General features: G+C 63.4%; 17 protein-coding genes and 2 pseudogenes. 6 read left to right on the top strand and 13 right to left on the bottom strand.

The window, feature by feature from the left end; translation table 11 throughout:
* The first annotated feature begins 278 nt into the window (after nt 1-278).
* On the top strand, nt 279-791 hold the full coding sequence (locus KWO_RS06140; RefSeq protein ID WP_010375779.1) for a DUF3757 domain-containing protein: 513 nt from the start codon (nt 279-281) through the stop codon (nt 789-791).
* An 18-nt stretch (nt 792-809) separates the two neighbouring features.
* Here the strand turns inward: KWO_RS06140 and KWO_RS06135 are convergent.
* From KWO_RS06135 to lexA, 6 genes and pseudogenes are all read right to left on the bottom strand, one after another.
* A pseudogene (locus KWO_RS06135) lies at nt 810-1,628 on the bottom strand (HDOD domain-containing protein).
* A gap of 486 nt (nt 1,629-2,114) precedes the next feature.
* On the bottom strand, nt 2,115-2,576 hold the full coding sequence (locus tag KWO_RS06130) for a VOC family protein (RefSeq protein WP_227479819.1): 462 nt from the start codon (nt 2,574-2,576) through the stop codon (nt 2,115-2,117).
* 214 nt (nt 2,577-2,790) lie between these two features.
* Entirely contained in the window at nt 2,791-6,042 is a 3,252-nt protein-coding gene (locus tag KWO_RS06125; protein ID WP_010375774.1) for an error-prone DNA polymerase, read from the bottom strand.
* Nucleotides 6,043-6,217: 175 nt separating this feature from the next.
* On the bottom strand, nt 6,218-7,636 hold the full coding sequence (locus tag KWO_RS06120) for a Y-family DNA polymerase (RefSeq protein WP_017112642.1): 1,419 nt from the start codon (nt 7,634-7,636) through the stop codon (nt 6,218-6,220).
* Between the two features lie 9 nt (nt 7,637-7,645).
* Nucleotides 7,646-8,305, bottom strand: coding sequence for a translesion DNA synthesis-associated protein ImuA (imuA, locus tag KWO_RS06115; protein WP_010375764.1), 660 nt, complete (start codon nt 8,303-8,305; stop codon nt 7,646-7,648).
* 1 nt (nt 8,306) lies between these two features.
* Entirely contained in the window at nt 8,307-8,912 is a 606-nt protein-coding gene (gene lexA / locus KWO_RS06110) for a transcriptional repressor LexA (RefSeq protein WP_017112643.1), read from the bottom strand.
* A gap of 149 nt (nt 8,913-9,061) precedes the next feature.
* Between lexA and KWO_RS06105 the strand changes: the two genes are divergently transcribed.
* Both KWO_RS06105 and KWO_RS06100 read left to right on the top strand, forming a co-directional pair.
* Nucleotides 9,062-9,283: an AbrB/MazE/SpoVT family DNA-binding domain-containing protein gene (locus tag KWO_RS06105; protein WP_010363114.1), complete on the top strand. Its 222-nt coding sequence runs from the start codon at nt 9,062-9,064 to the stop codon at nt 9,281-9,283.
* A 9-nt stretch (nt 9,284-9,292) separates the two neighbouring features.
* Nucleotides 9,293-9,718, top strand: a complete 426-nt coding sequence (locus KWO_RS06100; RefSeq protein ID WP_010363118.1) for a type II toxin-antitoxin system death-on-curing family toxin — start codon at nt 9,293-9,295, stop codon at nt 9,716-9,718.
* Between the two features lie 208 nt (nt 9,719-9,926).
* On the opposite strand, the gene KWO_RS06095 is transcribed toward KWO_RS06100, so the two are convergent.
* The 4 genes from KWO_RS06095 to KWO_RS06080 all read right to left on the bottom strand — a co-directional run bounded on the left by KWO_RS06095 (nt 9,927) and on the right by KWO_RS06080 (nt 12,931).
* Nucleotides 9,927-10,442: a DUF6496 domain-containing protein gene (locus KWO_RS06095; RefSeq protein WP_010375756.1), complete on the bottom strand. Its 516-nt coding sequence runs from the start codon at nt 10,440-10,442 to the stop codon at nt 9,927-9,929.
* Between the two features lie 162 nt (nt 10,443-10,604).
* Complete coding sequence (locus KWO_RS06090; protein ID WP_010375755.1) at nt 10,605-10,946, bottom strand: cupin domain-containing protein; 342 nt, start codon at nt 10,944-10,946, stop codon at nt 10,605-10,607.
* A 111-nt stretch (nt 10,947-11,057) separates the two neighbouring features.
* Nucleotides 11,058-11,603, bottom strand: a complete 546-nt coding sequence (locus KWO_RS06085; RefSeq protein WP_017112644.1) for a GIY-YIG nuclease family protein — start codon at nt 11,601-11,603, stop codon at nt 11,058-11,060.
* On the bottom strand, nt 11,600-12,931 hold the full coding sequence (locus KWO_RS06080) for a DUF763 domain-containing protein (protein ID WP_017113454.1): 1,332 nt from the start codon (nt 12,929-12,931) through the stop codon (nt 11,600-11,602). Before KWO_RS06080 ends, KWO_RS06085 begins: the two co-directional genes overlap by 4 nt.
* A gap of 300 nt (nt 12,932-13,231) precedes the next feature.
* On the opposite strand from KWO_RS06080, the gene KWO_RS06075 reads away from it, so the two are divergent.
* Genes KWO_RS06075 through KWO_RS06065 form a run of 3 tightly spaced genes read left to right on the top strand, consistent with a single transcriptional unit; the run spans nt 13,232 to nt 17,165 of the window.
* Entirely contained in the window at nt 13,232-13,810 is a 579-nt protein-coding gene (locus KWO_RS06075) for a (2Fe-2S)-binding protein (RefSeq protein WP_010363129.1), read from the top strand.
* Entirely contained in the window at nt 13,783-14,871 is a 1,089-nt protein-coding gene (locus tag KWO_RS06070; protein ID WP_017112646.1) for an FAD binding domain-containing protein, read from the top strand. The genes KWO_RS06075 and KWO_RS06070 overlap by 28 nt, the downstream gene beginning before the upstream one ends.
* The gene (locus KWO_RS06065; protein WP_010375746.1) at nt 14,868-17,165 is read left to right on the top strand and encodes a xanthine dehydrogenase family protein molybdopterin-binding subunit; all 2,298 of its coding nucleotides are present in this window, start codon (nt 14,868-14,870) and stop codon (nt 17,163-17,165) included. Before KWO_RS06070 ends, KWO_RS06065 begins: the two co-directional genes overlap by 4 nt.
* Before the next feature lie 473 nt (nt 17,166-17,638).
* Here the strand turns inward: KWO_RS06065 and KWO_RS22900 are convergent, their stop codons facing one another.
* The 3 genes and pseudogenes from KWO_RS22900 to KWO_RS06040 form a co-directional block, all read right to left on the bottom strand.
* Nucleotides 17,639-18,490, bottom strand: coding sequence for a hypothetical protein (locus KWO_RS22900; RefSeq protein ID WP_227479817.1), 852 nt, complete (start codon nt 18,488-18,490; stop codon nt 17,639-17,641).
* Between the two features lie 153 nt (nt 18,491-18,643).
* Nucleotides 18,644-18,774 (bottom strand): annotated as a pseudogene (locus KWO_RS06045) (IS630 family transposase); the annotation flags it as partial.
* A gap of 54 nt (nt 18,775-18,828) precedes the next feature.
* The gene (locus KWO_RS06040) at nt 18,829-24,831 is read right to left on the bottom strand and encodes a coiled-coil domain-containing protein (RefSeq protein ID WP_017112647.1); all 6,003 of its coding nucleotides are present in this window, start codon (nt 24,829-24,831) and stop codon (nt 18,829-18,831) included.
* Nucleotides 24,832-25,172: the final 341 nt, after the last annotated feature.

The raw sequence follows: 25,172 nt of genomic DNA, 5'->3' as shown, positions 1-25,172 counted from the left end.
CGGGGTCTGGCGTGTGGCACCAAGGACGTCGGCAGCCATGTCCACCGCGACGCGGTGCAGACACTGGCAGGCGGTGTCAGCTGCGGATCGATACGCCCGTGGCGCTACCGATTCGCATTGGGCACCGGCCAGACCGCAGCGCTCACTATAGTTTTTACAGGGCAGGGAATAGCTGAGAGCCGCTGCCCTGCCACGGCAGATGCGGCCTGCGCTGATCGACGAGCGTCTGCATCGGCCTTCCATAACGCACTACGGCCGCGTGCAAAGAGATTCGATACATGATTCGTCCGCTGACAACCTTATTGCTGGCCGGCATGCTGCTGTCGCAACCCGCAGCCGGTGCACCCGGCAGACAGCCCGCTGAAGACACCGCACAATGCCCTGCGCTGGAAGCGGTGCACTACGAAGACGGGCGTTATCGCGCACATGTCCGGCTCGACGTGGGCTCCGGAAGCGGCGTGTGGTCCAGCACGCTGCAACCTGACGCTGGCAATCCACGGCATCTGTCATCGGTGCTCTACTACGGCACCCTTGCCGCGACGGCGCCCGCCCGGGGGGTGCTGGTCAATTGCGGCTACACACTGCGTCGCGGGCGGGAAGTGGATCTTGCCTATTTCGATCATGAAACGCCCGGGACGCAACGCAACTTGATCGTCATCCTGAAGGACCCATCCCGCTGGCAACCCGATCAACCGCCAATCCCGGGACAGGATCAGTTCTATGCATGTACCCGCAGCGAGAACGCACGAAGCGTTGACGACTGCGCGTTCAAACCGCTACGCCTGGAGTGACGCAGCGGCAGTGACTGCCTAGTGCAGCAGCTCGGCAAACGCGCGGTCAGCCTCGATCACCTCCGGTAGCGCAGCGAACAAAGCGTCCAGATCCACGCTATCCATCAGCGGGCAGCGTACCGCTTCCAACGCCGCCGGGGTGGCGCCGCCATGCGCATGCAGCGCATCGGAAACCTCTACCGCCTGGGCGACCAGCAACGGCATGCGCGCACCGTCCGGGGCCGCTGCGGGCCGGACCTGATAGGCGATGGCTTCGTGGATGACCGCCGGCAACTGCCAGCGACGCACCAGCTCTGCACCGACTTCCGGGTAGCCGAAGCCCAGTTGCAGGGTTTCTTCGGCCGCATGAGCGGCGGACGACGTGTCGTGATTGATGCGGCTGGCGTATTCGGGCGCGCCGGACTGGATCAAGAGCTCGCCGATGTTGTGCATCATCCCTCAGGTAAAGGCGGTCTCCGGGTCCAGCCCGTGCTGGCGCGCCAACAGGCGGCAGATGCCGGCGACCTCGAAACTGTGCCGCCAGAACGCCTTGAGGTCGAAGCCCGGGCCAGCACGAAACGCGCCGGTCATCGCCGAGGCCAGCACCAGCGTGCGCAGGGTATTGAAGCCCAACCGCATGGCCGCGTCTTCCACGCTGGTGGAATCGCGCAGGCCATGGAAGCGCGCCGAATTGGCCAGCCGCAGCACTTTGGCGGCAATCACCGGATCGCGCTCGATGCTGTGCGCCAGCGTATCGATATCGGTCTGCGGATCGTCGAATTGACGGATCAGGTCCTGCGCCACCTTGGGCACGGTGGGCAAGGTGTGCAACTGGTCGAACAACGCCTCCAACTTCATGATCGCCTCGTGGGGTGAAAGACAAGCCAGCGCGGCCGCGCGGACCTGCATGGTGTAGCACAGAGCGGTTTGCTGCCAGTGACTGGTAGCTGGATGTATTCACTCACGCTTGTGGCTGCGTTGCACAGGAAGTTGCTTCGCCAGTTGGCCTGAAATGACCGGCGCAGCAAGCGAGCTCGACAATTTACGGGCAGACGACCGCATCGATTGCGTCAGTCGGCCCTGGCACCACGCAGCGATTTGGACAGATTGGCGGCCCCCGCCTATTGGCGATCGGGATCGAACGTCCTGAGCCCGGGTGCCAGATTGCGGCAGTCGTCAACGAGGCTGTGAGCGACGCGCTACTGGAAGTCGAACGTCTGGCATTGATCAGCCTAGCCCTACTCGTCCAGACATTGGAGGAACGGCGCGCCCCCGTCAGCGTCTGACCAATATCGGCATCCTTCCCAATGGCGATGGTGAAGCGGGAAAACTTCCGCAAGCCCATTAATGGGCTTGCGGCTGCATAAGCTCTATCGTGATATGGTCGGGGCCTGAAACGTAGGCCACCAGCGTTCCCTTCCTTGGCCCACCCGTGATCGGCAGTGGACTCCCCTTCGCCTTCCATCCTGCTGCCTCGACGCGGGCAATAGCGGCATGAATATCGTTTACGGTCAGAGCTAGGTGGGCCGCACCAATCGCCCCCGCGCTGTTCGGCACCGCCCCGTTCTGGCGCCCTTTTGAATATTGTAATAGTTCGATCACATAACCGTCTGGTGCCCTGACGATTGCCGTTTTTACATTGGGATCATCGACACCAGTCACCTGATACAGGAAATCGTCCCCCATCTCCGACTGCCGCTCAAGCGTAAAGCCGAGTGCTCCTGTCCAGAACCGAACAGCTTCGTCCAATGACGATACCGCGAAGCCTGTGTGGTCCACGGCGATTATTCTTGCGTCGTTGTTCATTGCTTCACTCTCACTAGACCCTGCTTGAGGTGTCGGAGCTTGCGCCCTAGCTGCAACCGACGCCAGCAACATGACGAATATGATCTTCATGGTGACGCTCTACCGCGAAGGCCTGTTCCCGAAAAAACGGTTGTCAGGAAGGTCGGAGCGTTTCCAAAAAGCCAGCAGTTGGGTACGCACATAGAACCTGCCGCAATCGAAGGCCCGAAAAGCATCAATGGAAATCGCGCGAAGGCAGCTGCATTTCGCCGAGCAGGTCGCTGAGGTCGTGCAGGTCGCCGGCGATGAGGTGCTCCACGCCGTCCACGCGTTCCCAGCGGCCGCGCACGGCGAGCAGGCGCGATTCCAGCAGTGCGCGGCGGCGGCGTAGCGCAAGATGCGACCAGACGATGACGTTGATCATGCCGTGCTCGTCTTCCAGGGTGACGAAGATGGTGCCCTTGGCGGTGGCTGGGCGCTGGCGCTGGGTGACCAGGCCGGCGACATGCACACCACTGCCGTGGCTGCGGCCCTGCAATTCGCGCAGACCCAGGATGCGCCGCTGGCGCATCTGCGGACGCAGCAGCGCCATGGGATGTTGGCGCAAGCTCAGACCGACCGAGCGGTAATCGGCAAGGATTTCTTCGCCAGCGCGCGGCGCTTCAAACGCCACCGGGCGTTCTTCCGGGCTGCCGGGCAACAACGGGCGACGTGCCTCCACGCCGGCCATTGCCCAGCGCGCGGCGTTGCGGTTACCCACCATGCCTTGCAAGGCACCGGCTTCGGCCAGTGCCAGGCGCGCTTTTTCGTCGAGTGCGGCGCGCAGGCAGAGATCGCCGATATCGGCGAAGGCGCGTTGCCGACGTGCAGCGACGATGCGCTGCGCCACCACTTCCGACAATCCGGCGACCTGCCGCATTCCCAACCGGATCGCCGGTTGTTCGCCGGGGTCGTCGTCGCTGCGCCACGGCCGGCCGCCGACCAGGGTGTTGTCCCAGTCGCTGTGCAACACATCGACCGGCAGCACTTCCACACGTTCGCGCTCGGGACTGCCGCGGCGTGCGTCCTGCACGATCTGGCTGGCCGAATAAAAACCCATCGGCTGCGCGTTGAGCAGCCCACAGGCGAATGCGGCGGGCTCGTGGCGTTTGAGCCAGCAACTGGCATAAACGAGCTTGGCGAACGAGGCGGCGTGGCTTTGCGGAAACCCGTAGGAGCCGAAACCCTTGATCTGCTCGAAGATCTGGTCGATGAAGATGGAGGCGTAGCCTTTGCCCTGCATGCGTTCGCGCACGCGTGCACGGTGCTGCTCCATGTCGCCGCCGCGCCGCCAGGCAGCCATCGAGCGACGCAAATTGTCAGCCTCGCTTTCAGTGTAATCGGCGGCATGCATCAGCAGCTCCATCACCTGCTCCTGAAACAACGGCACACCCAACGTTGGCTTGAGGATGTCTTCCACTTCCGGCGACGGGTAGTTCACGTCTTCGCGACCCTGCCGCCTGCGCAGATACGGGTGCACCATGTCGCCCTGGATGGGGCCTGGCCGCACGATCGCCACTTCGATGACCAAGTCGTAGAACTCTGCAGGTTTGAGCCGCGGCAGCATCGCCATCTGCGCACGCGATTCGATCTGGAAGACACCGACGGTGTCTGCGCGCTGGATCATCTTGTAGGTTGGGAGATCGTCACCCGGCAACGTGGCGATGCTGTAGTCGCGCCCGCGGTGGCCGCGCACCAGGTCCAGTGTTTTGCGGATGCAGGTGAGCATGCCCAGCGCCAGGCAATCGACCTTGAGCAGCTTCATGGTTTCCAGATCGTCCTTGTCCCACTGGATGATGGTGCGGTCCGCCATCGCGGCGTTTTCCACCGGCACCAGCAGCGACAATGGCTCGTCGGAGATGACAAAGCCGCCGACATGCTGCGACAGATGCCGCGGGTGATCGCGCAAATGCTCTGTCACGGCCAAAATCTTGTTGATCAACGGGTTGGCCAGATCGAACCCGGCTTCTTCGATACGCTGTTCCATCGGCGTTTCGCCATTGCCCCAGCCGTAGCAATTGGCCAGCAACGCAATCTGGTCCGGCGGCAAACCGAAGGCCTTGGCCACGTCGCGCACCGCACTCTTGCCGCGATAGCAGATCACCGTCGCCGCCAGCGCCGCACGTTCGCGCCCGTACTTGTTGTAGACGTATTGCAGCACTTCCTCGCGGCGTTCGTGCTCGAAATCCACGTCGATGTCCGGCGGCTCGTCGCGTTTTTCGGACAAAAACCGCGCCATCAATAGACGCGTCTCGTGGGGATTGACTGCGGTGATATCCAGCGCATAACACACCGCAGAATTGGCCGATGAGCCACGGCCCTGGCAGAGGATGTTCTGCTCGCGCGCGAAGCGCACCACATCCTGGACTGTAAGAAAAAACGCCTCGTACTTCTTGAGCGCGATCAGCGCCAGCTCTTTTTCGATATCCTCGCGGACCTTTGCCGAGATGCCGCAAGGCCAGCGCTTGCGAATGCCGGCTTCGGTGAGCTGACGTAGATAACTGGTTGGCGTATGTCCTTCCGGCACCAGCTCTTTGGGATAGGTGTAGCTGATCTTGGAAAGATCGAAGGTGCAGCGCTGTGCCAACTCCACCGCGGCCTGCAACAACGCATCCGGATAGATATTGCCCAATGCACGCCGGGTACGCAGATGGCGCTCACCATTGCGAAACAGATGCGCGCCGCAGTCGGCCAGCGGCAGGGTGTGGCGGATAGCAGTCAAGGTGTCTTGCACGATGCGTTCGCGGCGCTGTGCCATATGCACATCGCCGCTGGCCAATGCGGTCATGCCCAGTTGCTGCGCCAGCACTTGCAGCACCTGCAGGCGCGCGGCATCGTCCTGTTCGCGATGCAGTTCCACTGCCAGAAACGCGCGCTCGCCCAATACCTGGTGCAACCAGGCGCCCTGCTCTGCCTGCGGCTGCGCGCCGGGCAACCACAGCGCAAATACGCCCAGCGCTACATCGCGAAACTGCGCTTCCACTTCGGCTCGCCCTAACCGGTAGGCGCCCTTGCTTGCCGCGCGCCGTGCGGTGGTGATCAGCGCGCACAACTGCGGGTAACCGTGCGCGTTTTCCACCAACAGCACGAAGCGGGTGCCATCGACCAGGGTGAACTCGCTGCCGACAATCAAGCGCACGCCGGTGACACGCGATGCTTCCAGGCCACGCACAATGCCGGCGAGCGAGCATTCGTCGGTAATGGCCAAGGCGCTGTAACCGCAATGCTGCGCGCGCGCGAACAACTGCTCGGCACTGGAGGCGCCACGCAAGAACGAGAAATCCGACAGGCAATGCAGCTCGGCATATGCAGGCAACCCATCGGCAACTTGCACGTGGGTGATGTCGTCGTTGGCCGCGAGCAAACGCGCAGCCACATTCCAGGCGCGCGGCATGCGCCCGCCGGGGGTGTCGCGGTCTACGCCATCGATGGCGTCATCCCAACTCATGGATGGCTACCTTCAACAGCGCGCTGCGCCATATGGTTTTTACAGTGCGCAGCAGATCGCATCGTTGCGGATGATGCTGCGTTTTGCCTGGAGCCCTGACATCGGCCACGCGCGCTCCAGTGGCAACCACCACCCAAACAGCACTTGCTTCGATACCGCGCGAACATGCGGGCGATCACGCAAACCACCCATGCAGCATCCAGCCATCTACCCGGCCAGGTGCGGCGAAGGCCCAGCCGCGCCGGCCGCGCGCAGTCTCCACCACGTAGTAATCGCGACGCGCTTCGTCGTCGTCCCACCAACCACTTTCCAGCCGTTCCGGGCCTGACACAATGCGCAGGTGTGGATCGTGTAGAGGTACCGGCTGCGGCAGCAGCCAGGTAGGGCGCGGCGGACGTGGCGGCGCAGCGGCTTCGCGCACCGCATCGCCGATGGCGCGACGCCACGCGCGCTCCGGGCGCGGGTCGTCGGCCGGCAGGACGCGATACACCGCATCGTCGCCAAGCCGCGCGCGCAGGCGCTCGCGCAGTTGTGGCCATTCCACCGATTGTTGCGCGCGTTGATCGAACAGGTCGCACATGGCCGGCACGAACGGTGGCAGTTGCCGTGCCAGCAGGCGCATCGCTACCACCGGCCGCGGGATCTCCACCCGCTCCAGCCGGTTGCGGGCCAGCTCGAAGAGCAACGTGGGCGCACGCTCCGGCGTCAGCAGGCCGATCTCGACATCGGTAGCACCTTCTTCATGCTCCAGACGCAGTAAAAACCGCTGCACCCCGCCATCGCGAATGGACAGATACGTGCACAGGTCACCGATCAGGCGACGCAACGGAAACAGCAGCGCTGGATGCGTTTCCACTTCGTACCCCAGCTCCACGCGTTGGTCGAAATGGTCTGGCGGCGCGTAGCACTCCAGCGGGTCGTCGACCTGGCCGTAGAGGCGATCCAGATGATCGAGCAGGCCCGCACCGAAGCGCCGGCGTATCCCATCGCGCGGCAAGGCGCGCACCGCCGCCAGCGTGCGCACGCCCATGTGCTGCAGACGCTCGCCGGCATCGTCGGGCAATGCGGCGCGGCGTACCGGCACTTTGTCGAGCGTGCTGTGCAGGGCCGGTAACTGCGTCACCACCATGCCGTCGCGCAGGCCGGCCAGCACGCGCGCCGCACGCGGCGTGGGCGCCAGCGCAAGCCGGTGCTGGAAACCCAAGGCCTGCAGCTCATCGCGCAGGCGGCGCTCGAAGCGTGGCCATGGGCCGAACAGGCGAAAGCTGGCGCCAGCTTCCAGCACGATGGCGTGCGACCACTGCTGGCTCACCAGCGAACTATGCCGATACGCCCAAGCCGCAAGAAACCGCTGCGTGCGCGCTTCGTTGTGCGCGTCGTAATCGATGGTGCGCACTTGGGTCATCAAGGCATGCGCTGCCGACAGCCGCATGCCGGCCTTCAGCCCGGCCGCACCAGCCGCGGCATTGACCGAATGCAGGCTGCGCAACTGCGCCGGGCCTTCCACCAGCACCAGCGGCGCCTGCGGCTCTTCCAGACGCCGAAGGACAGCGTCCAGTGCCAGCTGCGGCAGCACTATGCAAGCCCACAACATGCGCGCGCCTCAATGCGCCAGCCGCAACGGCTGCGACGGCACCTGCCCGCCGCGGCATTTGCGCACTTGCCAGGCATCGCGCTCAGGCAAAAATTCCAGCCGCAAGGCAGCCGGCGATGCATTCACCGCATGGCGGCGATCGCGCAGTGCGAAGGCGCAGCAGTTGCCGCTATCGGCGGCCACCTGTAACCGGCGCAGCGCACGCGCATCGCCGGTCTGCGGCCAGCCCAGCACCGCTGCGCAGGCGCCGCTGCGCAGGCATTGTTCGAACGCCCATAACGCTTCGCGCGGCTCGGCCTGCACCACTTCCAGATGCTCCAGCACCACCCCGCCCGCCTGCCACGCCGGCGCGTAAGGAATGAACGGCGGCGCCACCAGTACCACCCGGCTGCTGCTGGCGGTCATGCGTGCCAGCATCGGCAGCAACAAGGCGATCTCACCGATGCCATGCGCAGGTAACAGCAACTCGGTCAACGCACGTCGCGGCCAGCCGCCGTCGGGCAGCAATGCATCCAATGCGGCATGCCCGGTGGATTCGCCGCCATTGGCGGTGGCGGTGGCCGTGCCCTGGCCAGCACGCCAGACCGTGCGCGCAGCCAGCAGGGCGTCCAACGGCAGCGCCACCGCCGCATTGCCGTCCTGCCTGATGCGCGCCGGCTCCTGGCTCATCTCAGCCCTGCCGGATCAGGCCGCAGTACAGCCCTTCGATCGCGAAGTCGGCATCAGCTGCCACCACGATCGGCGCATGCGCGCGATTGCGCGGCAGCAGGCGGATACGCTCGGCGCCGCGTTCCAGGCGCTTGATGGTGATTTCGCCGTCCACCCGCGCCACCACGATCTGCCCGTCGCGCGCCTCGTTGCTGCGATGCACGCCCACCAGGTCGCCATCCAGAATGCCGTCGTCGATCATCGAATCGCCCTGCACCTGCAGCAGATAATCCGGGCGCAGCGAAAACAGCGCGCGGTCCAGCCAGAGCTGACGCTCCAGGCCGATATCCGCACCGATCGGCAGGCCTGCTGCCACTCGCCCCAGCACCGGCAAATTCAACAGCGCATCGCGCCCAGCGCGACCGGGCATGCGGATACCGCGTTTCTGATTAGGCAGCAGCTCGATCAATCCGGCATCGGCTAGCGCCTGCACGTGCTTTTGCGCGGCATTGCGCGAGGCAAACCCGAAGGCCTGCGCGATCTCGGCCAGGCTGGGCGACACCCCTGCCTGGGCCTGCTCCTGCAGGAACACCAGTACGGCGGCACGTTGGGGGGTCAGTGGTGGCATCGGGGCGCGGCAGCCGGCTGGGACAAGGTGTACATTTGTACACCCATCAGTCGCAACAGGCGAGATTGGCTAGCTGAGCCGCTTCAGCACAGTGCTTGCGACTGGCCGAGGACAGAGTTATAACTTACGTACTAACGAAAGGTGCCGTCATGAAACTCAAAATCACTGCCATCGGCAACTCCGCCGGCGTCATCCTGCCCAAGGAACTGCTGGCCCGCCTGCGGCTTGGAAAAGGCGACGAACTCTATGCACTGGAAACGCCCGACGGCATCAAGCTGACCGCCTTCGACCCGACATTGGCGGCGCAGATGGATGTGGCTGAGCAGGTGATGCGCGACCGCCGCACCTTGCTCAACAAGCTGGCGCAGTAACCCACACGCATGATCATCTGGATCGAGCGGCCGCTTGCGTTAGCCATTCATGACCGCCAGCTGGCCGAGCATGGCGGTGGAAGCGGTGTGCGTGACGATGCACTACTCGATTCGGCGCTTGCCAGACCCAAACAATTGTTGGCGTATGGCGAGCCGCCGCCGGACCTGGCGGCCCTTGCAGCCAGCCTGGCGTATGGCCTGGCCCGCAATCATCCATTTGTCGATGGCAACAAGCGCACCGCAGCGGTCGCCTGCGAAACTTTCATCGTGCTCAATGGAGCCACCTTGCAGGCAGGTGACCTGGAACTCTACGGTTTTTATATCGGTCTGGCGGATGGCTCGCTCGATGAAGCCGCTTGTGCAGCTTGGCTACGCCCACGCTTGCAATCCCGGCACCAGCAACGCGTACATGAGTCAGCACCGAACTACGGCTGAGGTGAAAGACATGTCGCATCAGACGCGCTACACATGCCTGATGCACGGACGCCTTTTTGCTGGATTCTAGAAGCGGCTACAAAAACGGCTGCGCAGCGAACAGGCGTGCGAGGTCGGTACCCCAGACGGCGGGTACCACTCATCCTCCAACGACTCCGCTCCGTCCACGCGCACCTGAAAAACTGCTCGCCACGTTTAGGTCGCCGCGCTAAGCGCCCTTGGCTTCGGCACGCTTCCGCGTCGCAGCCGCTTTCTTCGCTGCAGCCTTACGCACTGCCGGCCCCTTGGTCTCAGCCGCCTTCTTCGCCGCTGTTGAACGATCACTGGCCGTGCGCTTTTTTGCGGCGCTCGTGGTCTGCGTGGACAACGCCTGTTTACCCACTGTCTTCTTGGCGGTGGTGCCCTTGCTGGCAGTCTTCAAGGCTTTCTTGGCGCCGGCCGAGCGCGTGGGCGAGACCGGCTTTTTGGAAGTTGCAGCTGCGGTGTCTTGTGCGGCTTTCTTCTTGGTGGCCTTGGACGCGGAACTGGGCGGCGCAGCATCCACACCATCGCGGCGCGCCTTGGACAAGCCGATCGCAATGGCCTGCTTGGTGCTTTTCACCCCATGCGCGCCTTCGCGTACCTGGTCGATTTCTTCTTTGACATATTCGCCGGCCTGGGTACTGGCCGACTTTCCTTCGCGCTTGTCCTCGGCGGCAGCGCGGCGCGTCTTGGTCTGTGGCATGGCACTTCTCAGGCTGTGGATGGCTCGATGTAACAAGCGTTGCGTCAATGCACAGTGGGCGCGATGCTCACCTGGAGTTGAAGCGTATGTGGCATCTCGCCAACACACGCGCTTGCACAGCGACTGATCGCATCAACTACATGCACAACCGCCCAGCGATCACTACGCCTCGCCGGCCGGTAACGGTTCGCCTTGCGCATCGTAAGCGGGCGGGTGATAGAAATTGACCGTCTTCAACGGTGCCTGGCCGGTATTACGTATCTCGTGCGTTTCGCCGCGCTCGATCACGATCAGGCTGCCGGCCTGTAGCGCATGCGTCTGCCCCTCGACGACCGCCACGCCAGTGCCGTCGACCACGTACAACCATTGATCGGCACCACGGTGGCGATTGTCGGGCCCGCCTTCGCCCTCGCCCGGCGCAATCACCATCTCGGCGGCCTGCACCTGGCGCACCGAAAACAGCACCTTGAACGCGTCGGTCAATGGCAGTTGTGCAATCTGCATATGGCACTCCTCAGGGATGAGGCGATGCTGAGCCGACGCACGTCAACGCGCTGGCAACACTGCTTAGCCGTTACGGTAATACCAAGCCCAGATGTGCTCGGGCAGATGCGCCTACACGGGAAAATCCAATGCGCAGTAGCCATCGAGTACATCGCGCAGCGCACGTTGTGCCGGCGTGGGGCCGATCAGGCCATCGAGTTCGTCCGCGCTCAACTGCACTGCGGCCCAGTCGTACAGTCGATCGATGCGCTGCGCCATGGCTGCCTGCAGCCAATCGCGTAGTACGAACACGCGATAACCGCCCTGCTGCAATCCAGCTATGGCACCTTCCAATGCATCGCCCGCGCCCCTAAACCATTCGGTATGCCCACCGGCTACTGCACGGATTGCCATCGGTGCCGGTGCGTTGTGCGCAAGCAGCGGGCGCCGCAGTTGCAGCTCTAGATCGCGTGCATCTCGCTCGCGCTCGGTCTCCACCAGCAATCCGCGTTCCAGATCGAAAAAATCGAACCAGCGCGGATGCAGGCTACCGATACGCCCCAACGGATCGCGCGAAAAACCGATCTTGCAATGGTCTTCCCACTGGCAAGGGAACACATAGGTGAAGCAGCGCCCGTCGATGGCCACTGGGGTACTGCTGCGTCCGCGAACGCTCATCGGCGACCTGCACGCGCGCGTGTCACCTGCGCAACATGCGCATCCTCTGGTGCAGATTCCCAACCGAACACGCTGCGCCCGCCATAGCGATGCGAATCGCGACGTTCCTGCGCAATGTAGTCTTCTACGGTCGGCCCGTGTGCAGTGGCTTCAAGGCGACGCGCCTGTGCGTCCAGCCGTGCGATCGCCTGCAAGCGTTCGTCGTTGCCCAGTTTGGCCTGCTGCATCGCCTGCTTGAGCACGCCGATGGTGTGATCGAGCACGCGTGTCGGCACCGGGAACGGTTGCCGGTCCTTGCCACCATGCGTAAGCGAAAAACGCGCCGGGTCGCTGAAACGGCATGGCGTGCCATGCACCACTTCGGCCACCATAGCCAGCGAGCGCAAAGTGCGCGCACCCACGCCTGGGACTTGCAGCAACGCGGTGAAATCGCGAGGGCCCGCTTCGGCGGCGGCGGCCAGGCTGGCGTGCAGCCTACGTGTGATCACGTTCTCGCTGCGCACATCATGATGGTCGGGCATGGACAGATGCGGTTGCTGCGCCGGGTCCCAGGCGTGCCCGGCGAACAGATCGCCAGTGACCGGGCCTTGCACAGCAGTCGCTGCCGCAGGCGCTTCTACACCCGCAATGCGTTGCCAGTGGCGTGCCAGCTGATCCGGCGCCGTGCTATGCAGCAGCTCAACCTGCGCATCGCGCGAGGCAGCTGCGCGATGGTCGGCAAGATTGACGATGTTGCCTTGATGCGCGCCATCGATGGCGGCATGCGGCGCATCCACAAAACTGCTAAGGCCTTCGGAGAGCCAGTGATATCGGCGCGCCTGCTTGCGCTGCCCATGCATTCCTTGCTGCACCACCACCCAGCGGCCGTCGTCGCTGACGATAAAACCGTGCAGATACAGATCGAACCCGTCCTGTACTGCGGCACTGTCCACCTTGGCGACCAGTCGGCTGGCCTGCGCCAACGCGGCGCCATCCAGCCCCACCGCATCGCCCACTGCCAGCAATTCCGCAGGCGTGGCGCGCGAATGCCGGCCACGCCCGCCACACACATGAATACCCAGCTCGCCGGACAACGGCGTCAACCCACGCTTGAGTGCGCCGATCACGCTGGTGGTAATGCCCGACGAATGCCAGTCCATGCCCATCACCGCACCGAACGATTGGAACCAGAACGGGTGCGCAAGCCGCCGCAACAATTCATCGCGCCCATAGGTATGCACGATCGCCTCGCACATCACCGCGCCAAGCCGCGTCATCCGCTCACCCAACCAATGCGGAACGCGTCCACCATGCAGGGGAAGATCTGCACTGCCACCGCGCCGGCTCATTGCTGCCACCTTGTTTTCATCCCGCAAGGATAACGGCGCTGCGTCGCAGCAGCTGGGACGCAGACGCGTCAGTGCACATGTAAAGCTGACGAATTCAGCGCAGCAGTGACTGCATGCAAGCGACATGTACCGCGCGCATACCGATAATGCATGCAAGCGCGAGCGTGCAGCGATCGCAACACCGCTGCTGAATGCAGTAGCGCAGCGGTGTTGCGACAAAAATCACACGCGTGGTCACTTTGCGTTGACCACAACGCCTTCAAGGTGGTGGCCCTCCTCAGCCATCGCCACGGGGTTCGCATGACTGCCACACCCACCACTGCCCAAAACACGGCGCCGGCAACTGCCGCCACCAGTGCGCCGACCTATCCGGTCAATCTGCGCATCAACGCTCAACCTTATCAACTGCAACTCGAAGCCTGGGTGAGCCTGCTCGATTTGCTGCGCGACCGCCTCGACCTCACCGGCACCAAAAAAGGCTGCGACCATGGCCAATGCGGCGCCTGCACGGTGCTGGTCGATGGCCGCCGCATCAACAGTTGCCTGACCCTGGCCGTCATGCAGGACGGCGCCGACATCACCACCGTCGAAGGTCTGGCCGATGGCGATGAATTGCATCCGCTGCAACGCGCCTTCATTGCTAATGACGCATTCCAGTGCGGTTATTGCACGCCAGGGCAGCTGTGCTCAGCAGTGGGCTTGATCAACGAAGGCAAGGCACACGACCGCGATCAGGTGCGTGAGCTGATGAGCGGCAACATCTGCCGTTGCGGTGCATATCCGCAAATCACCGATGCGGTGATGGAAGTGATAGGCAAACCCAGCGATAGCAGCGAGAGCGCGGCCACACCGTGGACGCCAGGGACGGTGCCGGCATGATTCCGCTTACCTATACACGCCCGGATACCATCGATGCGGCACTCGGCGCCATTGCAGTGCGCAGCAGCGACACGCAACCGGTGCCATCCGAAGCGCCGGTGCGGCTGATCGCCGGCGGCACCAACCTCACCGACCTGATGAAACTGCAGCTGATGCGACCCAGCCGCCTGGTCGACATCAACCGGCTGCCACTGGACAGCATCAGCACCAACCCCGATGGCGGCCTGCGCCTGGGCGCGCTGGCGCGCAATGCCGACACCGCGTATCACCCGGAAGTGAAAGCACATTATCCGCTGTTGAGCGCAGCGATTCTGGCCGGCGCCTCGCCACAGATTCGCAACATGGCCAGCAATGGCGGCAATCTATTGCAGCGTACGCGTTGCATGTACTTCTACGACCACGCCACCCCATGCAATAAACGCGATCCTGGCACCGGCTGTTCGGCCATCGGCGGGCTAACCAAATACAACGCCATTCTCGGTACCAGCGCGCACTGCATTGCCACGCATCCATCGGATATGTGTGTGGCGTTGGCCGTGCTGGATGCGGTGGTGCATGTGCAAGGCGCCAATGGCGAGCGCGACATTCCGTTCGCGCAGTTCCATCGCCTACCCGGCGAGCACCCGGAACTGGACAGCACCTTGGCGCCGGAGGAGTTGATTGTGCATATCGATCTCCCCGACGCGCAGCGCTTCGTCGCACACAGCGCGTATCTCAAGATCCGCGAGCGCCTTTCATACGCGTTTGCGCTGGTATCGGTGGCGGCCGCGTTGGATCTGGCTGAAGACGGCAGCATTCACGAAGTACGCGTTGCACTGGGCGGCGTGGCACACAAACCGTGGCGCAATGCGGATGCAGAAGCACAAGTAGTCGGCCAGCCGGCCACCGCAGAAACCTTCGCCCGCCTGGCCGATGCGCTGCTGCAAGGCGCGCAGCCGCAGGGCGAAAACGCCTTCAAGCTGCCGCTGGCACGCCGCGCCATCGTGCGTGCATTGAGCGTTGCGCGCGAGGGCACCATCGACAATCGCGGGCGCACCAATGCGCTGGAGGAATCGCCATGAGCGCACCCAACACCGACCTGTTCGAGCATGATCTGAGCCCACCGGTTGCCGACAACGGCACCGGCTATCGCCCCACCGGCACCGGCGTCACCCGCATTGATGGACGCGCAAAAGTCACAGGACAAGCGCGCTATGCCGCAGAGTGGCCGGTATCGGATCTGGCCTATGGCGTGGTGGTCAACAGCAGTATTGCCAAGGGTGAGATCGTCGCATTTCATCTGGAGGCCGCACGCGCAGTGCCCGGCGTGCTGGAGATCGTCACCCACGAAAACCGCCCGCATATGCGTGGCATGGATCTGTTCTACAAGGACATGACGGCGCCGGCCGGGTCGCCCTTCCGTCCTTTGTACGACAACAAGATCTTGTACAGCGGTCAGCCCATTGCGCTGGTGGTTGCCGAGACTTTCGAAGCGGCGCGTCACGCCGCGCATCTGGTGGAAGTGGAGTTGCTGCAGGACCCACACGACACCAACCTGATGACCAATCTAGACCGTGCGCACACGCCCAAACCCTTGAAAGCCGGCTTCTCCCCACCGCCAAAAGACAAGGGCAAGCCGGACGCCGCATTCGATAATGCCGAGTGCCAGATACAGGCCGACTATTACAGCGGCGTGGAGCACCACAACCCGATGGAGTTGTTCGCTTCCACCGTCATCCGCGATGCCGACGGTCACTTCACCATTTACGACAAAACCCAGGGGTCGCAGAACAGCCGCTGGTACGTCTCGCACGTGTTCGGGCTGAGTAAGCGCAAGGTCACCGTGCGCAACCCGTATGTGGGCGGCGCGTTCGGCTCCGGGCTGCGCCCGCAGTATCAGCTGCCGCTGGCAGTGATGGCGTCGATCCTGCTGGATCGCTCGGTCCGTGTGGTGCTGACACGGCAACAGATGTTCACCTTCGGCCACCGCCCGGAAACGCTGCAGCGGCTCAAGCTTGGCGCAGACCGCGATGGCACCTTGCGCTCCGTCTGGCATGAAGCCATTGCCGAAACTTCACGTATCGAAGACTACGTGGAAGTGGTGGTCAACTGGAGCGGCCAGTTGTACGCCTGCGACAACGTGCACCTGGGCTACACGTTGGTGAGCCTGGACCAATACAGCCCGATCGACATGCGTGCGCCAGGTGCTGCGCATGGTGTACACGCGCTGGAAGTGGCGATGGACGAGCTGTCCTATGAGGTCGGCATCGATCCGCTGGCGCTGCGCTTGAAGAACTATGCCGAGGTCAATCCAGCCGACGACAAGCCTTACTCCACCAAGGCGCTGCGCCAGTGTTATGAGCAAGGAGCCGAGCGCTTCGGCTGGGCGCAGCGCCCGCTGCAACCGCGCGCACGCAAAGAAGATAGCGAGTGGGTGGGCTGGGGTATGGCCACCGGGCAGTGGGATGCGATGCAGATGTTCGCGCGCGCACATGCGGTACTGCATGCCGACGGGCGCCTGGTGGTCAGCAGCGCGGCCAGCGATATCGGCACCGGCACCTACACGGTGATGGCGATGATCGCTGCCGAAGCGCTAGGCCTGCCGTTGGAGCAAGTGACCTTTCAACTTGGCGATTCGACCTTGCCGGTTGCGCCAATCGAAGGTGGCTCATCGCACGTCACCACGGTGGGCTCGGCAGTGGATGGCGCCTGCGGCAAGCTGCGTGGGCGGTTGTTGCGGCTGGCCCAAGCCCTGCCCGACTCGCGCTTCGCAAAAGCCAAAAACGACGATGTGGTGTTTGCCAGCGGCAAACTCGCGTTACGTGCCGATGCCGGCAGCGCCATTGCCTTGACCGAGCTGCTGCGCACTGCAGGGCTTGAGCAGATCGAAGACAAGTTCCTGCTGTTGCCCAACGTGCTCAATCAACGCAAGTACACCCGTGCCACGCACGGCGCCGTGTTTGTGGAGGTGCGGGTGGACGAAGAACTGGGCACGGTACGGGTCACGCGTGTGGTTAGTGCGATTGCGGCAGGGCGCATCCTCAACCCGATCACCGCGCGCAGCCAGATCGTCGGTGGCGTGGTCTGGGGCATTGGTCAGGCGCTGCACGAGCACACCCAATCCGATCACCGCTTCGGCCGCTTCATGAATCATGATCTGGCGCTGTATCACGTCTCCGCCAATGCCGACATCCACGACATCGATGTGATCTTTGCCGACGAAGACGATCGCATTGTCAGTCGCCTAGGCGCAAAGGGTGTGGGCGAAATTGGTCTGGTCGGCGTTTCTGCGGCCATCTGCAACGCCATCTTCCACGCCACCGGCAAGCGCATCCGCAGCACGCCAATGACCCCGGACAAGGTAATGGCAGAGTGACCTGTATTGCACGTTGCGTTTGCAGCGGATGTTCGGCGCTACCGCAGTCAAGTGATCCAGATAGTCGGGCCCAATGTTCGCTGCATTGGGCCCAATTTCATGTCTCAGCCAAACGAGTGCCCGTGAGCCGCACGTGCCATTTGTAACCAGTCACCTGATTCGCCCTGACCTTCAGCTGCTGCACCTGTGCGCTTTTCGTCAAGCCAGCCCGATGCAAGGCCGCGATGGCGTCTTGGCCGAAATAACGTTGACCGGCGCCCCGCGGCGGCGGCGCAGAGAGTTGAGATATTGGAAAACATCGGGAGAACGACGATTTTTGCAGGACTGCAACAAAACTCCTGCTAAAGGTCAGGGCTAATCAGCAATACCGATATCATCAGCCCCGGACCCTAAACCCGGCCGCTACTCAGGGCCGGGACGTCGCAGACTGCATCATTTTCTTGCGGACTCTTCCAGAGAGTTGTTGGTGACGCTTAATAGTTCAGTCCCAGGCTCGGGTTGGACTGGACGAGCTGCCTGAGGGATTCCACCAGTTTTTCGGCGTTATCTTTGTTTTCCTTGGCTTTAATGACAACCACCATATGCACCCTCTCGTTTTGCCAAATCGCCCTGAGAAAATTCCCAACTCTGGTGTTGATCACATTTTTCTCATTCTCCATCGATCTAGATGTTTGGGAATGCACTTTCACCATTTTCAAGGCGGCTTGCATAACGTCATCGCTGATCCCTGCATCCGATCCAGGACGCGTCACTGTGGGAGTCTTCAGGAAGAATACCGGGAACAATGGGCCGACTGAGTGCGATGGCAGATCAACATCAACTGGGGTGCCGGCCGTGGGCAGCCGAGGCGGCAATGTCGGACGGGTGATCCCCGGGTTACGTCGAAAGTAGTCTTCAACATGATCTTCGAGCCCTTTAATGGCCTGCTCCAGTTCGTCGCCACCTCCGATCGGCTCGCCATCACGCATGAGTACCCCTTGAGCGCGGTCCTGCAGCTGGTCCTGCAATACCCGGGCTTCTGTATACTTGATGCTGTCTTCACCTTCGAGCGCCCTGAAAGTGTCGACAAGATCGTCGATTCTTGGCAGCAATTGCTTACTCACTCTTTCACGCAGCCTGCGCTCTACGAGGCTAAATGCATAGTCTGGCTCGACGCGCAAGCGAGGTCGTTCTGGCCTGGCAGTGAGCGCGGCGAGACGCGGGTCTTCATGTGCAGCCGAGCGCTGGTTGTTACCGCCAGGTCGTTCCGCATCGTTGTGAGCCGGAGGAGAAGTGGGAGATGTTAAAGCGCAGGAACATGTCACCAGTCGTTTCAACTTCTGCATTGCGACACCTCATTGCGTGAGCCATGGCAGGCCAATAAACCGCCAGATTCGACTTTGTTGCTCGAAAAACCGAAAACTCAATGCAGAAGACGGGATCCCAAAAGATGGGCAATGAAGAGCGGCTCAGGAAGGTCTGAACAATTCTGCACCTACTCATAAGTCAGAATTGTAGGCAACACGTTGATGCCTGAAGAACGAGCGCACCAATTCCCGTCGAGCTGCAATGTCGGACAACTGATAATGCACCGATCGGCCAGCTTTTCGCCAATGCGCAGCGGGCTGCGCATTCCCTGATCTACTGACTTATGAGTGAGCGTAACCGGCCAGCGCATGCAGACTCATTGCTCATCGGCCAAGGTGATGTCATCGCCAGCAACGGCCGGTGGCGCGGCATCGTCAGCGGAGCGTGCGCTCAACATCGCCATCACGGCAGCCCGCGCCTCATCACCCATGACGCGTGCACGCGTCATGGCCTGCTGCGCAGCATGCGTCTGTGCATCGATGTCGCGTAACGCGTCGGCTTCTTCAGCCAGCCTAGCGCGCAAGCCTTGCGCCAACGACGCCAGCGCACCGATCCGATCGCGTGTCTCTGCCGATTGCTGCTGGACCTTGCTCAGCTGCATTTGCGCCTCTTCGAGTGCCCGGACCGCCTTATCTTTGCCCGCGGTGTCGTTCGCCGAGGCATCGGCGCTTGAGTCCTGCATCTGCAGTACCCGTAGCGCTTGGCGTCGGATGTCGACATTGCGCTCTACCTGTTCGAGCGACTGACGCTCCAGCTCAGACACGCGCTGCAGATCCTCCAGGCGCGGCAGCAGGTCGTCCAACCTGTCGTCCACGTCCTGCAGTTGCACCTCTTGCGCGTCATACGCCTCCATGGCACGACGCAGAAGGTAGTCAATCGCTGCAATCAGGGAGGACTCGCTTTGCGCAGCTTGCTGCAGGAATTCGAACGCATGCTGAGCTACCGCGATCTCCTCCATCGCGCTGGGTCCGGCCATCTGGCGACGTAGGTGACCGTACAACTGGTCGAGCGCGTGCTCGGTCTGTGTCACCGTCTCGCTACAGGCCTGCAGCGACGCAAGCGCTTGGCGCAAGCTCCAAGGCGCGACCGCCGCATCGGTGATGACCTCGCCGCCTGTTGGCGCAAGTCTGGCCAGCAGCCGGTCGATGCGTTCGTCCGCCTTGGCCTGCGCCATGCCCACTGTCTCCATCAACGCAGCGCAGTTGCGGCGCTGCGCGTCAACGCCAAGCGTTTGTTCTTCCAGGCGTGCCAATTCTCGCTTCAGCGCGCGTAGATGAGGAACGTCCGGCAGCGCGCCCGCCTGCAGATAACGTTCAAATGCCAGGTCGCGCGCCTCCTGCAACCCTGGGCGCTCGCCACGCGGAGAGACCGGGTCCGGTGGCGGCACCTGCGCCCGCTGAGGTTGCCCAAGCGCCTGCACGCCGGCCTGCTGCAGGCGGTCCAGTGGACGGCGCAGCGCACGCACACCGGCTTCGAGGACTTCCGCCCCTTCGATGCGGTCGTACAGCCCATAACGGAACTGAATCTCCGCCTCGAACACCTGGTGCGAGGCGACCGCAGTCGACGTCACATTGAGCAGCGGCAAGCCGATACGGGTAGTGACCGGATTTTCGTCAGTATTGTGCACGGCGATGGCCGCAAGCCGGTACAGATCCGGCGATTGCTGCGCAGCGATGAGAACGTCCTGCCACGACATCCCGTCGTTGGACGCCGGTAACCCCAGTGCCGCTGCTGCCTGTGCATGCTGCCTGGCGGCCAACGCGTCGTTGATCGCCACCATGGCCTGCGGCCGCATTTCAAACACAAAGCGGACCTGATTGACATGCGGGATATCCTTGAACCTATGCAATACATCACCCAGCCCGGGAATCTTGCGTCGTATCTCGGCAACGTCGCGCATTTTCTCGCCCAGCGCGTAGTGGCCGATGGCATGACTGACCACCGCGTCGAGCGATTCGCGTCCGAACATGTTGATTTCTACGCGGGCACCGGGAATGACACGTGCGCGCTGCTGGACAGCCGCAGCATCCTCCTGCCGCAGCTGATGCAGCATGTCGACCACTGCCGCGCGCTCGGCCGCCGTGCCCCCTTTCCATAGCGATGCCGCCGCGGCACTGGTCGACTGCGCGGCAAGCGTCCTCTGTCGTGACAAGGCTGCCCCGCCGAGCGCCGCGCCAGCTTCGATGGCCAGTGCGCCAGGACCCTGGATACGTTCGAGCGCCTTGCGCAGCAGGACACTGCGCTCTTCCGGCGTGGCCGGATACTCCATCGCGCCCAATTCGTCGCTACTTTGCGGAAAGACAGCCTTGAGCCGCGTACGCAACGTGTCCCATGCCTGCCGCGTCACCGGCTGCGCTGCACGCGTATCCAGGGTGCGTTTGTAGCTGGCAGTGCCCAGTAACGGACCGGTACGCGTATCGTCCAGTATCGCGTTGGTTGGCAACTGCACGTCGCTAGACGCCACCCGCACGCCGGCCAGCTGCAGCGTGCCGGCGCCGGTGACTGCATTGACCAGCCGTGTGAAATTGCGCCCTAAGACCGAGTTCAATGTGCCGCTTAAAGTGATACCGGCATTGACCTCGGCATTGATGCCGACGCGGCCCTGGAATTCCAGGCCGATGATGTCTTGCCAGGCATGGTCCAGGTGCAATTCCATCTGGCTCCATTGCACACCAAGCTGCCCCGTTATGCTGAACGGCAACGGCCCCGCAATCGCGCTACGCGGGTTGCCGGTGGCTGCGCCCGGTGCGGTGGGCTGTCTCGGACCGAAAGGATGCCTGAGCGCCAGTGGCTGCGCAGTCAGGTTGATGTTGAGCGAGGCGTTGAGATTGGTTTCGAACAGATCCAGGCCGATCGCACCGTCATCCACGCCTGCGCGTAACAGGCTGGTGGTATCGCCGGCGTGCCGGTCGAACAACAGTCTGGCAAACTCGGGGATGGTGTCCGGCGACAGGATGACTGCCGCGCCCACGCCATGTTGATAGGTGCCGCCTACCCCGAGATTAGCCGCACCGCCCCAGGTTGCAGACACCGCTGGTTTCGAGTCGACATACACATACGCGCCGGTTCCTGGTCCGGGACGAAGATCGATGCCCAGGCCTGCGGTTGCCGACGCGGTGGCTTTTGCGTGGCGCACGAAGAAGGCAACCAGGCCCGCGTCGCCGTCCTTCGAATCGCCGATGCGCTCGACACCCAGCGCGTGGATGGCCTCCCCGCCCATACCAGCATTGATCGGATTGATTTGCGTCCATTGCACCGACCCAAGCGAGCCGCGCAGCTCGGCCGAACGCACCCGATTTGAGAAAAAGGTGCTGCGATTGAACAGGTCCTGCAGCACATCGATCATGCGCGACGCCATTTCGTCCGGGGCGCTCCCCGGCGGCAGGCCAAGACTCTTGAGCAGTTGCAGCTGACGGGCGCTGCCGGGCGTAGTGACCTCCGCCCGAAAGGTCGACACCACATCATCGAATGCCTCCAGTTCGTGCCAGGACGACAACCCCAACTTGGCCAGCGCCTGCAGCCCAGACTTCCGCCTGGCGTCGGCTGCCTCCAGCGCCTGCGCGTCGGCGACGCTCAGCAGCGCATCGTACTCAACCAAGCCTGCAAGCAGGCAGGCGCTGCGCAGCGCATTCGGCACATCGGCTGCGTTGCCGGCTTGATCCTGCTGGGCCGGCAAGGCGACCTGGGCGGTCTTGAGTCGATGGACGACCTCGCGCAACTCGGCAAGCAGCGCATGCTCAACGTCGCTCAATGCCTGCGGATTTAGCGCTGCGCCACCGGCCAGCGCAGCGATGCAACGATCAAATGCGGGCAGCAGATCCTGGGCTTGCCGGGGCCTCACGCGCCTAGCCGCAGAATGCACTCGCCGCCAAAGTTCGGCGGCGCGATAGCTGGGATTCGAACTTGTCCGCTGGATGGAGGCACCGTCCGCCATCGAAAAATCGGCGGCCAGCGCGCCATCGCGGAATCCGATCTTGCGCAGATCGCGCAACAGCCCGGACAATGCCGTTTCGCGCAACGCGACCAGTTGCGCATGCTGGTCGGGCGAAAGCCGATCAATCGGTTGGCGCGGAGACGCCGCGCCGGCAATGCGCACCTCCGCCAACACCGGCAACGTGTCGAACAGTTCCAGCGCAAGCGACTGGGCCTGTATCGCCTCCTGGCGGAAGCGGGCAAGCCGCTGCTGCTGCGGGGTGGATTGCTGGGCCACGCCGGTCCATCCGGCCAGCGTGCGCACAGCACCGCCGACCATGTCTGTGGCCACCTGCACGAGCGCGGTGGCCTGTGCGCGACCGCTCTCGACAAGAACCTGCGCAGTCGAACTCCAGCGCAACGGATCGGTGGCCGTGGTGCCCAGCAAGGTCGTGCTGATCGCTGCATCGTGGTCGGGCGTACTGATCCGACTTGCCTGCTGCTGGTTTATCTGGGCATTGGTGCCGGATTGGGTACCGGCAGCAGCGACTTCCTCGGGTGACGCAGAAGCCGCAATGCGTGCCGGCAGGAGGGTGCCATCCTCAGCCGTCATCGCTGGCAACACGGTGTGCCAGCGCGCACCGAACTGCATCTGGAGCTGCCCGGTGCGCGTACTGCGCAGCCCGAGCGGTGGCGACAGCGTCTGTGGCAAGGTGATCTGCACCGCATCCCACTGACCGTGCTCGTCAAGCCGGTAGAGCTGGGCAGGCGCTTCGCGGGGGTGGTCCAACGCATACAGCACGTCGTCCAACCCGACCGCGATGGCCAGCGGGCGTTGCAGCGGCGGTATGTTGCCACGGTTGCCTTCCGCATCCACCTTGAGCAACGTTCCCAAAGCCGTCATCACGACCGCGCTGCGATCTGCATGCACTGCCGCCTGGGCGAGCTCTTCGTCGAAACGGGCGATTGGCTTACAGCGCACCCCCACCACATCCGGCACCACGACAAGTGGCCCACCGGAAGGCGTGGAGGGCACCGCACCGGCCGCCAGCCAGGTCGTCCGCCCGGGAAGCGTGATGTCGACCAGTTGCGGCGGCGCAGTCAGCAGCGCAAACACGGGGCGACGATCGAGGAACCCGCGCGGTCCGGTATGCAACGAGACAACACCGGTGAGTGGGGAGCCATCAGCAAGCGTCAACCGCTCCCACGGCTGGTCCGGCGCGGGCGAGTAGTGCAGCACCCCGTCCAGATGCCCCAGCCGGGCATGCCCATCCAGCACCACCGGCGACTGTATCGCCTCATCGGCGGGCGGCTGCAGCCCTTCGCTGCACATCAGCAGAAGCGGGTGATCAAGCATGAACGCCGGCTGGAATCTCGCCTGCCCTGCCGGCCGTTGCAGGGCGATGCGGTGCCCGGTGCTGTCTTCCAGCACAAGATGCGCACTGTTGTCGGTGGCCAGCCCCATGGACGTGACTGCCCATCCCTGTGCGCGCTCCATCTGATCCGGCAGGGTCAGGCGCCGTGCAGCGATCGGCCCGGTGCCGTGCAGATCTGCCTCGTACACGCGCCCCTTGTCATCGAGCATCAGTGCGATGCCTACATCAGGATGCGCCAGCGGCAGCACATCGACCGGCACCGCAGGCGTTGATTCGAAGGCTGGGCCGCCGGCCACCGGACGCAACAACTCCACCACCCGGCCGGGCGTGTGCTCATCGCAATACCGGAGCACGCCATCATGCAGCATGCATGGTCTGCCACCGGCATCGAAACGAAGCACGGCGCCGTCCGGAAGATCGCCCACGCTGACGGATATCTGGTCACTGCCGGCTCGCCAGCAGTGCGCACCTGCCTGCAGATACACAGCGCCATCGGCCTGCAGGCCGAGCATGCGAATATCGGCAGCCGCATCGCACGCGGCAGGCAGCGGAACCGGTACCCAGCGCCCGTTCGCATCGGCTCGATGCAGCTGGTTGGCACGGTAGGTGAAACACTGACCATCGCTCGCTTGCCAGATACCGGTCAGTAGGCCAATGGGCGGCTCGGCAAGCTCGGCGGCGATCTTGTCGGCGGTCGGGGCCGTGCCGGTGCGGCGCTCGACATCCGGATGCACGGTCAACCCTGCGATCAGTAAACCTGGCGTGTTGGTGAAGAACGCCTCGTTGCGTGGCATCCGCGGATCCTTGGGATCGGCCGCATAGCGCAGCAGACGTCCGCCGCCGCCTAGCGGCGATTCGCTATGGACCGCAGGCCGACGCGCCAGACAAGCGTCGATCATGCGTGCGACATCGCTATCCGACGCAGATGCGCCGTCGAGCTGCACGCCGGCACGTGGGCCATGCTGCGACGCGAAACTGCGCAGGCGGACCGCGGTGGCCGAGGTACTGGACGCGCCTCGCCTTGCCGGCAAGCCGCCCAGCGCATGCGCCGCAGGCTCAGGGGAAGGAGCGCGCGGTGAGATTGTGGTGGGCACCGACGCGTCGGCCGAATCTGTTGCCGGCAGCGATCGAGACGCACTTGAAGAAGCGATGGAGTGTGATGTGGTCATCGAACGATCCAGAAGGTCGGGATGCTGGGCGCGACATCTTCAGGGTGGCGCCTTGCATCGGATGAGGCAGCAGGACGTGTGGCTCCAATCGGCCAGACCCATGAATGCCTGACATGGAGCGCCGCGTTGGAATGACAATCCATTGGGCGCTATCGGCAGCACTCAACGGGGCACAGGAACGCCAAGGCACGCAATCGGCGCAC

The organism is Xanthomonas vasicola pv. musacearum NCPPB 4379 (genome assembly GCF_000277895.2).
Taxonomy (GTDB): domain Bacteria; phylum Pseudomonadota; class Gammaproteobacteria; order Xanthomonadales; family Xanthomonadaceae; genus Xanthomonas; species Xanthomonas vasicola.
This window is presented reverse-complemented; position numbering and strand designations above follow the sequence as displayed.

Bases quoted from the DNA above. Each gene is read 5' to 3' on its own strand.
- KWO_RS06140 (WP_010375779.1), top strand. From the start codon at position 279: ATGATTCGTCCGCTGACAACCTTATTGCTGGCCGGCATGCTGCTGTCG.
- KWO_RS06130 (WP_227479819.1), bottom strand. From the start codon at position 2,576: ATGAACAACGACGCAAGAATAATCGCCGTGGACCACACAGGCTTCGCG.
- KWO_RS06125 (WP_010375774.1), bottom strand. From the start codon at position 6,042: ATGAGTTGGGATGACGCCATCGATGGCGTAGACCGCGACACCCCCGGC.
- KWO_RS06120 (WP_017112642.1), bottom strand. From the start codon at position 7,636: ATGTTGTGGGCTTGCATAGTGCTGCCGCAGCTGGCACTGGACGCTGTC.
- imuA (WP_010375764.1), bottom strand. From the start codon at position 8,305: ATGAGCCAGGAGCCGGCGCGCATCAGGCAGGACGGCAATGCGGCGGTG.
- lexA (WP_017112643.1), bottom strand. From the start codon at position 8,912: ATGCCACCACTGACCCCCCAACGTGCCGCCGTACTGGTGTTCCTGCAG.
- KWO_RS06105 (WP_010363114.1), top strand. From the start codon at position 9,062: ATGAAACTCAAAATCACTGCCATCGGCAACTCCGCCGGCGTCATCCTG.
- KWO_RS06100 (WP_010363118.1), top strand. From the start codon at position 9,293: ATGATCATCTGGATCGAGCGGCCGCTTGCGTTAGCCATTCATGACCGC.
- KWO_RS06095 (WP_010375756.1), bottom strand. From the start codon at position 10,442: ATGCCACAGACCAAGACGCGCCGCGCTGCCGCCGAGGACAAGCGCGAA.
- KWO_RS06090 (WP_010375755.1), bottom strand. From the start codon at position 10,946: ATGCAGATTGCACAACTGCCATTGACCGACGCGTTCAAGGTGCTGTTT.
- KWO_RS06085 (WP_017112644.1), bottom strand. From the start codon at position 11,603: ATGAGCGTTCGCGGACGCAGCAGTACCCCAGTGGCCATCGACGGGCGC.
- KWO_RS06080 (WP_017113454.1), bottom strand. From the start codon at position 12,931: ATGAGCCGGCGCGGTGGCAGTGCAGATCTTCCCCTGCATGGTGGACGC.
- KWO_RS06075 (WP_010363129.1), top strand. From the start codon at position 13,232: ATGACTGCCACACCCACCACTGCCCAAAACACGGCGCCGGCAACTGCC.
- KWO_RS06065 (WP_010375746.1), top strand. From the start codon at position 14,868: ATGAGCGCACCCAACACCGACCTGTTCGAGCATGATCTGAGCCCACCG.
- KWO_RS22900 (WP_227479817.1), bottom strand. From the start codon at position 18,490: ATGCAGAAGTTGAAACGACTGGTGACATGTTCCTGCGCTTTAACATCT.